This is a genomic window from Streptomyces griseorubiginosus, assembly GCF_017614965.1.
GTDB classification, from domain to species: Bacteria; Actinomycetota; Actinomycetes; order Streptomycetales; family Streptomycetaceae; genus Streptomyces; species Streptomyces griseorubiginosus_B.
The window spans coordinates 1-13,003 of record NZ_WVUG01000095.1 but is presented as its reverse complement, the minus strand read 5'-3'; the positions used below and the strand labels follow the sequence as shown (position 1 = coordinate 13,003).

General features: G+C 71.0%; 9 protein-coding genes. 2 read left to right on the top strand and 7 right to left on the bottom strand.

The window, feature by feature from the left end; genetic code table 11:
• Nucleotides 1–27: 27 nt before the first annotated feature.
• Nucleotides 28–894 (top strand): SAM-dependent methyltransferase, encoded by an 867-nt coding sequence (locus GRC12_RS19370; protein ID WP_208780574.1) that lies wholly within the window; start codon nt 28–30, stop codon nt 892–894.
• A gap of 9 nt (nt 895–903) precedes the next feature.
• Here GRC12_RS19370 and ftsH read toward each other — a convergent pair whose 3' ends face one another.
• The 6 genes from ftsH to nsdA form a co-directional block, all read right to left on the bottom strand.
• Nucleotides 904–2,853 (bottom strand): ATP-dependent zinc metalloprotease FtsH, encoded by a 1,950-nt coding sequence (gene ftsH / locus GRC12_RS19365; RefSeq protein WP_208780573.1) that lies wholly within the window; start codon nt 2,851–2,853, stop codon nt 904–906.
• A 213-nt stretch (nt 2,854–3,066) separates the two neighbouring features.
• Entirely contained in the window at nt 3,067–4,629 is a 1,563-nt protein-coding gene (ffh, locus tag GRC12_RS19360; protein WP_208780572.1) for a signal recognition particle protein, read from the bottom strand.
• 93 nt (nt 4,630–4,722) lie between these two features.
• The gene (locus GRC12_RS19355) at nt 4,723–7,170 is read right to left on the bottom strand and encodes a [protein-PII] uridylyltransferase (protein ID WP_208780571.1); all 2,448 of its coding nucleotides are present in this window, start codon (nt 7,168–7,170) and stop codon (nt 4,723–4,725) included.
• A 24-nt stretch (nt 7,171–7,194) separates the two neighbouring features.
• Nucleotides 7,195–7,533 carry a P-II family nitrogen regulator gene (locus GRC12_RS19350; protein ID WP_133046785.1) on the bottom strand — a complete coding sequence of 113 codons (339 nt, stop codon included), beginning with the start codon at nt 7,531–7,533 and terminating at the stop codon, nt 7,195–7,197.
• On the bottom strand, nt 7,530–8,870 hold the full coding sequence (locus tag GRC12_RS19345) for an ammonium transporter (RefSeq protein WP_208780570.1): 1,341 nt from the start codon (nt 8,868–8,870) through the stop codon (nt 7,530–7,532). Before GRC12_RS19345 ends, GRC12_RS19350 begins: the two co-directional genes overlap by 4 nt.
• A gap of 332 nt (nt 8,871–9,202) precedes the next feature.
• Nucleotides 9,203–10,681: a transcriptional repressor NsdA gene (nsdA, locus tag GRC12_RS19340; RefSeq protein WP_208780569.1), complete on the bottom strand. Its 1,479-nt coding sequence runs from the start codon at nt 10,679–10,681 to the stop codon at nt 9,203–9,205.
• Nucleotides 10,682–11,128: 447 nt separating this feature from the next.
• Between nsdA and GRC12_RS19335 the strand changes: the two genes are divergently transcribed.
• Nucleotides 11,129–11,785 (top strand): bifunctional DNA primase/polymerase, encoded by a 657-nt coding sequence (locus tag GRC12_RS19335; RefSeq protein WP_208780568.1) that lies wholly within the window; start codon nt 11,129–11,131, stop codon nt 11,783–11,785.
• A gap of 114 nt (nt 11,786–11,899) precedes the next feature.
• On the opposite strand, the gene ftsY is transcribed toward GRC12_RS19335, so the two are convergent.
• On the bottom strand, nt 11,900–13,003 hold a 1,104-nt coding region (gene ftsY, locus GRC12_RS19330), incomplete at its 5' end, for a signal recognition particle-docking protein FtsY (RefSeq protein WP_208780567.1).

Genomic DNA, 13,003 nt, shown 5'->3' with positions numbered 1-13,003 from the left:
AACTCTCGGCGGATTGGGGCGCTTTACATGACACCTACGCTCGTGCGGCAGCACCGGCCTCATACGGGGACGACACCCCGTGTGGACCTGTGTGCACGCGCGCGTGACTGGTCCGAGATCCAGGAGCGGATGCTGGTTCCGCTCTACGAGGCCGTCTACGAGCGACTGGAGGTGGGCTCCGGCACCCGGCTGCTGGGCCTGGGCTGCGGCAGCGGACTCGCCCTGTTGATGGCGGCGTCCAGAGGCGCCGCGGTCACCGGTGTCGACCACCGCTCGCCCGAACGGCTCGCCCTCGCGCGGGAGCGGCTGCTCCCGGAGACGGGGGGCACGCGCGCGCGTGGGGACACGCGACTCGTCGACGGTTCGCCCGGGGACGTCGGGGCCGCGGACGACGCGGAGACGCCCGCGTACAACCTGGTGACCGCTTTCGAGCCCATCGGGTGTCTCGCGGGCGACTCGGAGGGGCTCGGCGGGCTGCTGCGGGCAGCGACACCGCTCGCCGAGCGCGGGGCGCCCGTGGTGCTCGCCGGCTGGGGTCCGCCGGAACGCTGCGCCACCTCGTCCGTGCTGCGGGTGGCTGCCAGGCTGGCGGATCCGCTGCGCGGCGCGGGCAGTTGGCGCCCCGCCCTTCGCGACGACCTGGAGGAGGTCGCGCAGCGGGCCGGCCTCAAGCCGGACGGCTCGGGCCGGGTCTCCTGCCCCTTCGGCTACACAGGCGTCGACAGCGCGCTGCGGGGGCTGCTCTCCACCGGCCTCTTCGACACGGCGATCACCGCCACGGACCAAGTCCAGGTCGACAAGGAGCTGACGGAGGCGCTGCACCCGTACCGGCGCGGCGACGGGACGGTGTGGATGCCGAACGTCTTCCGCTACCTGATCGCACGCGTGCCGTAGTGACGGTCCCTAAGCCTGGGCCTCCTCGACGTCCTTGGTCAGACGCGTGATGCCCGCGATGCGGTACACGTCCGCCTCCTCCAGGGTCTCCCGCTCCAGCAGTGCCTCGGCGAGGGCGTCGAGTCGGCCGCGGTGCTCGGTGAGCTTGCGGCAGGCCTCGTCGTAGCACTCGTCGACGATGCGGCGCATCTCACCGTCGATGACGTCGAGGGTCTGCGGGGCCGCCGCGAGGCCGTAGGCCTGCTGGGCGTCGTTGGGGAGGGCGGAGAGGCGGCCGACGCGGTCGCTCATGCCCCAGCGGGCGACCATGCCGCGCGCGATGTTGGTGACCTGTTCGAGGTCGTTCTCGGCGCCGGTGGTGATCACCCCGTACACGACCTGTTCCGCCGCCATGCCGCCGAGCGCGCCGATGATCCGGCCGCGCAGGTACTCCTCGGTGTAGGCGTACTTGTCGGACTCCGGCGTCGACAGGGTGACGCCGAGGGCGCGGCCGCGCGGGACGATGGTGATCTTGCGGACGGGGTCGGCGCCGGGCTGGAGCATGCCCAGCAGGGCGTGTCCGCTCTCGTGGTACGCCGTCCTGCGCCGCTCCTCGTCGGGCATCACCAGCGGCCGTTCCGCGCCCAGCTGGACCTTCTCCAGCGCCTCCGAGAGGTCGGCCTGCGTGACCTTCTCCTGTTTGCGCTTGACGGCGAGGAGGGCGGCCTCGTTGGCGAGGTTGGCGAGTTCGGCGCCGGTCATGCCCGGGGTGGTCCGGGCGACCTGCGCGAGGTCGACGTCCTGCGCGAGCGGGATCTGGCGGGTGTGGATCTCCAGGATGGCCTGGCGGCCGCCGCGGTCCGGGGGCGAGACCATGACCACCCGGTCGAAGCGGCCGGGGCGGGTCAGGGCCGGGTCGAGGACGTCGGCGCGGTTGGTGGCCGCGATGACGATGACGCCCTCCGAGCCGGAGAAGCCGTCCATCTCGGTGAGGATCTGGTTCAGCGTCTGCTCGCGTTCGTCGTGACCGCCCATTCCGGAACCGCCGCCGCGGGCCCGGCCGATGGTGTCGATCTCGTCGATGAAGATGATCGACGGGGCCACCTTGCGGGCCTCCGCGAAGAGTTCACGCACGCGTGAGGCGCCCACACCGACGATCATCTCGATGAACTCGGAGGCGGACGCCGAGAAGAACGGCACCCCCGCCTCGCCGGCGACGGCCCGCGCGAGCAGCGTCTTTCCGGTGCCGGGAGGGCCCGCGAGCAGCACGCCCTTGGGCATCTTCGCGCCCATCCTGCGGTAGGCGTCGGGGTTCTTCAGGAAGTCCACGACGTCGTTGAGCTCGCCCTCGACCTCGTCGATGCCGGCGACGTCCTCGAACGTGGTGCGCTGCTGCCCCGGTTCCAGCTCCACCGGTTTGGGCGGCGCCTTGCGGCCGAGCATGCCGCCCGCGCCGCCGAGCCCCGAGCTCATCCGCCGTGCGATGAACACCCACACCGCGATCAGCAGCAGCATCGGCGCCAGCGAGATCAGGAGGTTGGACAGGAAGCTGCGGTGCTGGACGACCGGCTCCGCGGTGACCGTGACGTCGTGCTTGGTCAGGTCCTCCCAGACCTTGTCGTCCGCGAAGGTGGGCCGCTCGGTGTTGAACTTGGTGTACTTGCCCTCGCCCTGGGGGTTGTCCCGGGCCTTCTTGAGCTGGCCCTGGATGGCGTTGCCCTTGGCGTAGATCTTGCTGACGTTGCCCGCGTCGACCTGCTTGCTGAACTCGGTGTAGGAGATCGTCGGCTCGTCGCCCTCGTTGAAGAACGACAGCAGCACGTTCGCGATCAGGTACACGACCAGCGCGGTGAGGATCAGGCTCCACCAGCCGCCGCGCATCCTCCGGCCGCCCGGAGACGGCTTCTGCGGCTCCTCGGGCGTGCCCTCGGTACGCCAGGGCTGGTCGGGCGACTTGCGCGGCGGCGCGGGGTTGGTCATAACCGGACGTTACGACAACGACCAACCCCGGGCATGCGCGGCCGGTGAAATCGACCCATGAACTTAACGAGCGGCCCGTGAACTCTCGTGGAGTCCGGCCCGTGAACCCTCGTGGAGTCCAGCCCATGAACTCCTTGGTCAGCCCGTGAGCTTCTTGATCAGCCCATCGACTCTGGTCAGCCCATCGACTCTGGGTCAGCCCATCGACTCTGGTCAGCCCATGAACTTCTTGAACTCGTCCGGCAGTTCGAAGTCCTGGCCGCCCTGCTGACCGGGCAGCCCGAAGGCACCGCCCGGCACGGCACCGCCCTGGGCGGCGGCCCGGCGTGCGGCCTCCTCCTGCTCCTGCTGCTTGCGCTTCATCGGGTTGCCGGAGCGCTGCTTGCCCTTGGCCTTCTTCGGCTGCTTCCGGCTGCGGCCGGCACCGCCGCCCATGCCGGGGATCCCCGGCATCCCGGGCATGCCGCCGCCCTGGGCCATGCGGGACATCATCTTGCGGGCCTCGAAGAACCGCTCGACGAGGTTCTTGACGGCGCTGACCTCGACACCGGAACCCTTGGCGATACGGGCGCGGCGGGAGCCGTTGATGATCGTCGGGTCCTGGCGCTCGCCCGGGGTCATCGACTTGATGATGGCGGCCGTGCGGTCGACGTCCCGCTCGTCGATGTTGTTGATCTGTTCCTTGATCTGGCCCATGCCGGGCATCATGCCGAGCAGCTTGGAGATGCTGCCCATCTTCCTGACCTGCTCCATCTGGGCCAGGAAGTCGTCCAGGGTGAAGTCCTGGCCCTTCTTGGAGGCGAGCTTGGAGGCCATCTTGGCGGCCTCTTCCTCGCTGAACTCCTTCTGCGCCTTCTCGAACAGGGTGGCGAGGTCACCCATGTCGAGGATGCGGGAGGCCATCCGGTCCGGGTGGAAGACGTCGAAGTCGTCCAGCTTCTCGCCGTTGGAGGCGAACATGATCGGCTTGCCGGTGACCGAGGCGATCGACAGGGCCGCACCGCCGCGGGCGTCGCCGTCGAGCTTGGAGAGGACCACGCCGTCGAAGCCGACGCCGTCGCGGAAGGCCTCCGCCGTGTTGACGGCGTCCTGACCGATCATCGCGTCGACGACGAAGAGGATCTCGTCCGGCGAGACCGCGTCCCGGATGTCCGCGGCCTGCTGCATCATCTCCTGGTCGATGCCGAGGCGGCCGGCGGTGTCGACGATGACGATGTCGTGGAGCTTGGTCCTGGCGTGCTGGACGGAGTCCCTGGCGACCTTGACCGGGTCGCCCACGCCGTTGCCCGGCTCCGGGGCGAAGACGGCGACGCCCGCGCGCTCGGCGACGACGCTGAGCTGGTTGACCGCGTTCGGGCGCTGGAGGTCGGCGGCGACCAGGAGCGGCGAGTGGCCCTCTTCCTTGAGGTGCTTGGCGAGCTTGCCCGCGAGGGTGGTCTTACCGGCACCCTGCAGACCCGCGAGCATGATCACGGTCGGGGGCTGCTTGGCGAAGCGCAGCCGGCGGGTCTGGCCGCCCAGGACGGTGACCAGCTCGTCGTTGACGATGTCCAGCACCCGCTGGGCGGGGTACTGCGTACCGGAGACCTCGGGGCCGAGGGCGCGTTCCTTGACGTTCTTGATGAACGCCCGGACGACCGGCAGGGCCACGTCCGCCTCGAGCAGCGCGATACGGATCTCGCGCGCGGTGGCGTCGATGTCCGCCTCGCTCAGACGCCCCTTGCCGCGCAGATTCTTGAAGGTCGCTGAAAGGCGATCGGAGAGAGTGTCGAACACGGCGGCGTCGGTCCTCGGAGTCGGGGTCAGTGTGAGCGCCTTCCAGGGTATCCGGACCGGCAGGACAATCGCCCCCGCCCGGCACCTTCGAGGTCACCCCCGCAACGTCTCCTCCAGTTTCCGGGCCACCGAGGCAGCTTCCTCGGTGGGCAGGGGCGTGCCCTCGGGGGCGGTGACGTAGAAGGCGTCCACGGCGTTGGCGCCCAGGGTCGACACGTGCATGCTGCGCACCCGTACCTTCGCGTCGTCCAGCGCCCGTCCGATCCGGTGCAGCAGTCCTGGGGCGTCCTGGGCGCGCACCTCGATGACCGTGGCGTGCCGGGAGGCGGCCGGGGCGACCGTCACACGGGGCGGCGGGGCCACGACGCCCCGGCGGCGCGGATAGGCGGCGTCCCGCTCGGCCAGGCGTCCCGCGATGTCCAGGGAGCCGTCCAGGGCCCGTACGAGGTCCGCCCGCAGCCGCGCGGCCTGCGGCAGGGAGCCGTACTCGGCGGCGACCCGCCAGTCCAGCAGCAGGACCGAGCCCTCGACGCCGTCCGGCAGGTCCAGGGTCCGCAGTCCCGCCGTGCGCACGGTCAGCCGGTGCACGGCGAGCACGCCGGCGACCGCGGGCAGCACGCCCGGCTGGTCCGGCACGGCGATCAGCAGCTCCACGCCGAGCGGTTCGGGCTCCCCGGTGGGCTGGTCCTCGGCCGGCGGCTCGGTCTGCGCGCGCAGGGACAGCACGGGAGAGCCCGTGGCGACCGCCTCGATGGCGAGCCGTTCCTGCTCGGCGGTGGGCGCGGCGGCCTCGGGCTCGTCGGGGACGTCCCCGGCGAGGACCGCGGAGACCCGCTTCACGAGGTCGGCGACGAGCGAGCCGCGCCAGGACGACCAGGCGGCCGGGCCGGTGGCCAGCGCGTCCGCCTCGGTCAGCGCGTGCAGCAGCTCCAGCGTGCCCTGCGAGCCGACCGCGTCGGCGACCGACCGTACGGTCGCCGGGTCCTCCAGGTCGCGCCGGGTGGCGGTGTCGACGAGCAGCAGATGGTGCCGTACCAGGGTCGCGAGCACGGCGACGTCGTCGCGGTCGAAGCCGATCCGGGCCGCCACGTCGCGCGCGATGATCTCGCCGGCCACCGAGTGGTCGCCGGGCCAGCCCTTGCCGATGTCGTGCAGCAGCGCGGCGACCAGGAGGAGGTCGGGGCGGTGGACGCGGCGGGTGAACTCGGAGGCGCGCACGGCCGTTTCGATGAGGTGCCGGTCGACGGTCCAGATGTGCACGGCGTTGCGCTGCGGACGGCAGCGCACCCGCTCCCAGTCCGGCAGCAGCCGCGTGATCAGGCCCTCCGCCTCCAGGGCCTCCCAGACGTCGATGGTCGGATGACCGGAGCCGAGCAGGGTCACCAGCTGCTCGCGCGCCTCGGCGGGCCACGGCGTGGGCAGGGGGCGCGCGATGGCCGCCATGCGCCGTACGGCGTGCAGGGAGAGCGGGAGTCCGGCCTGCGCGGCGGCGGCCGCGGCACGCAGCGGCAGGACGGGGTCGCGCTCGGGGCGCGCGGCACGGGCGAGCACCACCTCGCCGTCCTGCTCCACCACGCCCTCGGCCAGCGGGGAGCGCTCGGCGACCGGCTTGCCGCCGCCCAGCATGGCGCGCAGCCGCGGCCGCACGGCGCGCGATCTGAGCACGCGCCCCACCTCGCGCCAGGTGACGTCACTGGCGTACGAGATCACGCGGGCCGCCTCGTAGACCTGGCGCAGCAGGGTGTCCGCGTCGAGCAGGCCGAGTTCGGCGGCGACCTGGTCCTGTTCCTGGAGCGCGAGCCGGTCCGTCGCGCGCCCCGTCGTGAGGTGGAGCGCGTCACGGACGTCGAGGAGCCGGCGCCGGGCGTCGTCGAGGCCCTCGCGCGGGGCGTCGGCCAGCCAGGAGGCGGCGACGGCGCGCAGGGTGGTGGCGTCGCGCAGCCCGCCGCGCGCCTCCTTCAGATCCGGTTCCAGCAGGTACTGCAGTTCGCCCTGGCGTTCGGCGCGCTCGGCGCACAGTTCCTGCAGTTCGGGCAGGCGCTTGGGTGCCTGGTTGCGCCAGTCGGCGAGGACGGCGGTGCGCAGACCGGCGGTGAGACCGAGGTCGCCGGCGATGTGGCGGGCGTCCAGGAGACCGAGTTGGACTTTCAAATCCTCCCCGGCGGTCTTGCGGGCCTCCCCCGGGGTGCGCACCGAGTGGTCCAGGGAGAGACCGAGGTCCCAGACGGGGTACCAGAGACGGTCGGCGAGCGCGGCGACCGCCTTGCTGTCGCTGCCGTCGTGGAGGAGCAGCAGGTCGAGGTCGCTGCGCGGGGACAGCTCGCCGCGCCCGTATCCGCCGACGGCGACCAGGGAGACCCCGCGCAGCCCTTCGGCCCCGGCGGCGAAGAGCCCCGTCAGCCAGTCGTCCGTCAGTGCGGACAGGGCCGCACGGCGCGGCGGCCCGGACCGCTCCCCCTCGGTGAGGAGGCGCAGCCGGGCCGCCGCGTAGCCGCTGGGTCCCGAGTCTTCTGCTTCGTTGTGCACGTCCGTACTCGACACCCAGGAGCTCCTGTTCTTTTTCTGTCAGAGCGCGTCGGGGCCGCGCTCGCCGGTCCGCACCCGGACCGCCGTCTCGACCGGGATCGACCAGACCTTGCCGTCACCGATCTTGCCGGTGCGGGCCGCCTTGACGACGACCTCGATCAACTGCTCGGCGTCGTCGTCCTCGGCCAGTACCTCGATACGGATCTTGGGCACCAGGTCGACGGTGTACTCGGCACCGCGGTAGACCTCGGTGTGGCCCCGCTGACGACCGTAACCGCTCGCCTCGGTGACCGTCAGGCCGTGGACCCCGAAGGCCTGGAGGGCTTCCTTGATCTCGTCGAGCCGGTGCGGCTTGACGACGGCGGTGATGAGCTTCATGCGTCCACCTTCTTGCTCTCCGTGGCGGCCAGGACCGAGGCGGCGGATCCGGCGATGCCACCGCCCGCGCCGCTGAAGTCGTATGCGGTCTCGGCGTGCTCGGCCTGGTCGATACCGGAGACCTCCTCGTCCTCGGTGACCCGCATGCCGATGGTCTTGTCGAGGAGGAAGGCGAGGACCGCGGAGGCGATCAGGGAGTAGGCGAGGACCGCGCCGACACCGGCGAACTGCTTCCACAGCTGGGTGAAGGAGTGGTCGCCGTAGAAGACACCGGTCGCGGTGGACTGGCCCTTGCCGGTGGCGAAGAAGCCGATGAGCAGGGAGCCGATGATGCCGCCGACCATGTGGACGCCGACGACGTCGAGCGAGTCGTCGTAACCGAACTTGAACTTCAGGCCGACCGCGGCGGCGCAGGCGACACCGGCGATGGCACCGACGGCGATCGCGCCGATCGGGGAGACCGCACCACCGGACGGGGTGATCGCGACCAGACCCGCGACCGCGCCGGAGGCGGCGCCCAGCGTGGTGAACGCGCCGTGGCGGATCTTCTCGTAGGCGAGCCAGGCGAGCATGGCGGCGGCGGTGGCGACCTGCGTGTTGACGAACATCAGCGCGCCGACGCCGTCGTCGTTGCCGAGCCAGGAGCCCGCGTTGAAGCCGAACCAGCCGAACCACAGCAGACCGGCACCGAGCATCACCAGCGGGAGGCTGTGCGGGCGCATCGGGTCCTTCTTGAAGCCGACGCGCTTGCCGATGACCAGGATGACGCCGAGGGCGCCGGCACCGGCGTTGATGTGGACCGCGGTACCACCGGCGAAGTCGATCACACCGAGCTTGAAGGCCCAGCCGTCGGAGCCCCACACCCAGTGGGCGACCGGGACGTAGACGACCGTCAGCCACAGGGCGACGAAGAGCGACCAGGCGGAGAACTTGACGCGGTCCGCGAGGGCGCCGCTTATCAGGGCCGGCGTGATGATCGCGAACATCATCTGGAAGACCATGAACACGAAGATCGGGATGGTGTAGCCGGGCCAGAGCTCGGTGAGGCCGACCTTGTGGAGTCCGAACCAGTCGGTGTCCCAGCCGATCAGGCTGTTGTTCGTGCCGAAGGCGAGGGAGAAACCGTAGAGCACCCACAGAATGGTGACGATGCCGATGCTGATGAAGCTCATCATCAGCATGTTCAGGGTGCTCTTGACCCGGACCATGCCTCCGTAGAAGAAGGCGAGACCGGGGGTCATGATCAGCACCAGGGCGGATGCGATCAGCATGAAGCCTGTGTTGGCGGATGACAGCTTGGGTGCCTCCGCGGCAAGCGTGATGGCGGCTGATGCCATCGGCGTCTCCTCGTCGGTTGTACGGCCCCGTGCGGGTCGGAGCGTGTCAGCGGTCCGGTCTTGAGGGGTGGGCCGGTTATGCGCCATGAGATTGGCGCAGCGCGGTTTCGATGGAAGCCCCTGGTTGTTTCACCGGAGTGACGAAGACGCCCTGCGTGTTACGCGTCGATGAACTGCCGGATGTCCGGCCGCGCGATCGTTATCGTGGCGCAACCTTCGCGAATGACGGGAACCGGCCGCGGTCGGCCTTCCGACGACCTGGCATGGGGGAGCCGAGTCGGGCAGTTCGGGAGGGCCGGCCGCGGCCGGGGTCAGGTGTTTTTCCGGTCGGGTCAGACCGCTTCGGCGTTCTCCGGGAGCTCGATGGCGAGCTTCTCGGTGAGGTCGACGACCTCGGCCAGCTCGCCGAAGTCGCGTACGGCCGTGTCGACCGTCTTTCGGATACGAGTGTTCACGCGCTCGGAGCGGACCTTCTTGGCGATGTGCATGGCCTGCTCGGCCAGCACCGCGCTCTGCTCGGGTTCACGCCGCAGCAGGTGCACGGTGGCCATGCCGATGAGGTTGAGTGCGTACGACCGCTGGTGCTCGCTGTCCGCCGCGAACAGCTCGACCGCCCGCTGCATCAGCGGCTCGGCCAGCGAGGCGTAGGTCGGGCTGCGGCCCGCGACATAGGCGAGGTCGCGGAAGGAGTGGCTGTTCTCCCCGTACAGCTCGGCCTCGGAGAAGAAGCGGATCCAGTCGGGATCCGGGTCGTCCCACTCGTCGACGTCGGCGAAGGTGTCCTCGGCCATCCGCACGGCCCGCTTGCACTTGCCGGGCTGGCCCATGTTGGCGTACGCGCGGGCCTCCATCGCATACAGCATCGACTGGGTGCGCGGGCTCGCGCAGTCCCGGCTGCCGTACTGCGCGAGGTGGATCAGCTCCAGTGCGTCGTCGGGCCGGCCGAGGTGGATCATCTGGCGGCTCATGCTGGACAGGACGTAGGAGCCGAGGGGCTTGTCGCCGGCCTCCTTGGCCGCGTGCAGGGCCAGCACGAAGTACTTCTGGGCGGTGGGCTGCAGCCCGACGTCGTACGACATCCAGCCGGCCAGCTCGGCCAGCTCGGCGGCGACCTTGAACAGCTTGCGGGTGGTCTCCTCGGGCTGGGGCTCCTGGAGCAGGTCGGTCACCTCGTGCAGCTGGCCGACGACCGCCTTGCGGCGCAGGCCGCCGCCGCACTGGGCGTCCCACTGGCGGAACATGATCGTGGTGGACTCCAGGAGGTCCAGCTCCGGCTTGGAGAGCCGGCCGCGGGCCCGGCTGACGGGCTCGGGCTCCGGATGCGGGGTCTGCGGCGCGGGCACCAGCCAGCGCTGCATCGGCTCGATGAGGGACGGGCCCGCCGACAGCACCAGCGAGCTCCCGAGGAAGCCGCGCCGCGCCAGCATCAGGTCGCTGCGCGAGAACTCGCTGAGCAGAGCGACTGTCTGCGGGCCCGTCCAGGGCAGGTCGACGCCGGACACGGACGGTGACTGGCGTGCCGCGCGCAGGCCGAGGTCCTCGACGGAGACCACGCACCCGAAGCGCTCGGAGAAAAGCTCGGACAGGATTCTGGGGATGGGTTCGCGGGGGTTCTCGCCGTCCAGCCAGCGGCGCACCCGGGAGGTGTCGGTGGAGATGTGGTTGGCGCCCAACTGGCGTGCCCTGCGGTTGACCTGACGGGCCAGCTCGCCCTTCGACCAGCCGCTGCGGACGAACCACGACGTGAGCAGCTCGTTCGGGCGCTTGTCCGTGCTGGTCGCGGTCGTCCCGCCTCCGCCGTTGCCGCTCACTGGAACGCCCCCATCCCTGAGACCACTTGTCGCTGAGTGCGCCAAGCCCTATCAGAATGCCGGTAAATACGGCCGTCCGTCCGCCGGTTCTCACCCTTCGAACGCGATGCCGAGTTGCCTCCGGCATACCCACGAGTGCATGTGCCCCCAGGACTCGTGCACTCAAAGTAATCCTACGATCACGCGTCCAGCCATGGCGATCCCTGAAACGCCACCATTCGCCACCCCTTCGAATGAACTCACGGTCGCCTCCACACGATTCACTTGACATAGGACGGCCAGGAGTAGGCGGAGCGATGCACTCAGGGGCGCGCACGGTCGAGTTCACCACCAGGGGTACTTCCGAGCGCCGCTCGAGACCGAGCGGAACCAGGGCATCCGAACACAGAGGGTCACGTTCCGCATCCGCGCCGTAACCACCGACGCGTCGGAAACGTTGGAGGGGGCATGGGGTTCACGATCGGCGGCATCCGGGAGATCCGGTCCGGCACGCGCAGGCGCGGTCGCTCCTCGGAGTGCACCGCCGTCGCCGAGTACACCGGACTGTGGGGCTGGGACGTCGTGGCGGGCGCGCGGGCCGCCGGCGGCCAGTGTTCCTGCGGCCGTGCCGACTGCCCCGCGCCGGGCGCGCACCCGCTGGACTTCGCACCCCTTGTGCCTGCCGGCGCCACCCTCGACGAAGTGACCAAGACCTGGGGCGACTTCCCCGGTGCCGCGGTGATGCTGGCGGTCGGCCGCGCGTTCGACGTCATCGAGGTCGCCGCGCCCGCAGGGCACCGCGCCCTCGTCCGCCTCGAGCGCATGGGCCTCCCCCTCGGCCCGGTCGCCGCCACCCCCGAGGGCCGCGCCCACTTCTTCGTCGCCCCCGGCGGCGCCGCCGAACTCCCCGCGCTTCTCTACCGCATGGGCTGGGACGACCCGACCTCGTTGGACCTGCGCGGCCTGGGCCCCGGCACCCACATCACCGCTCCCCCGTCGGACCGGGCGGGCCTCGGCCCGGTCCGCTGGCTGCGCCCCCCGGCCCTGGACTCCGCGACGAGGCCACCGGCGGCCCGCCTTCTGCTGGGCACCCTGGCGTACGTGGCACACCGGTCGGGGGCATAGCCGTACCTGCCACACCGGTCGCGTGCACAGCCGTACCCCCCGCGCCGTACACAGCGAAGCGCCCGCTCCCGACTGCACCTCGGGGCGGGCGCTCCTTCGTGTGGTGGGGGCCGGTCAGTCACCGATAAGGGCATCCACGAACGCCTCCGCCTCGAACGGGGCAAGGTCGTCCACGCCCTCGCCGAGACCGATCAGCTTGACCGGTACGCCCAGCTCGCGCTGGACCGCGACCACGATGCCGCCCTTGGCCGTGCCGTCGAGCTTGGTCAGGACGATGCCGGTGATGTCGACGACCTCGGCGAAGACCCGGGCCTGGACCAGGCCGTTCTGCCCGGTGGTCGCGTCCAGCACCAGCAGCACCTCGTCCAGCGGGGCCTGCTTCTCGACGACGCGCTTGACCTTGCCGAGCTCGTCCATGAGGCCGGTCTTGGTGTGGAGACGGCCGGCGGTGTCGATGAGCACGACGTCCACGCCCATCTCCTTGCCCTCCTTCACCGCGTCGAACGCGACGGAGGCGGGATCGCCGCCCTCGGGCCCGCGCACGGTGTAGGCGCCGACGCGCTCGCCCCAGGTCTGCAGCTGGTCGGCGGCGGCGGCCCGGAAGGTGTCGGCGGCGCCCAGCACCACGCTGCGCCCGTCGGCGACGAGGACCCGGGCGAGCTTGCCGGTGGTGGTGGTCTTGCCGGTGCCGTTGACGCCGACGACCATCACGATGCCGGGCTTGCTGGTCTCCGGCTCGGTCTTCACCGTCCGGTCCATGCCGGGGTCGACCAGCTTCAGCAGCTCCGCCCGCAGCAGGCCGCGCAGTTCCTCGGGGGTGCGGGTGCCGAGCACCTTCACGCGCTCGCGCAGGCCGTCCACCAGTTCCTGCGTGGGCTGCACTCCGACGTCGGCGGTGAGCAGGAGGTCCTCGATCTCCTCCCAGGTGTCCTCGTCCAGGTGCTCCCGGGACAGGAGCGTGAGCAGCCCCTTGCCGAGCGCGTTCTGGGAGCGGGAGAGACGGGCGCGCAGGCGCACGAGCCGGCCGGCGGTCGGCTCGGGCACCTCGATCTCGGGGACTTCCAGAGCCGGCGGTTCCTCGACGGTGACCGGCGCCGAGCCGTCCGGAAGATCCACCTCCTCTATCGTCCGGCGCGGTTCGTCGCGGGGCGTCTCGGCCTCGTCGCCGACGTGCGGCTCGGCCGGAGGGGCGGTGATGTCGGGCGCGGAGGGGGGTGG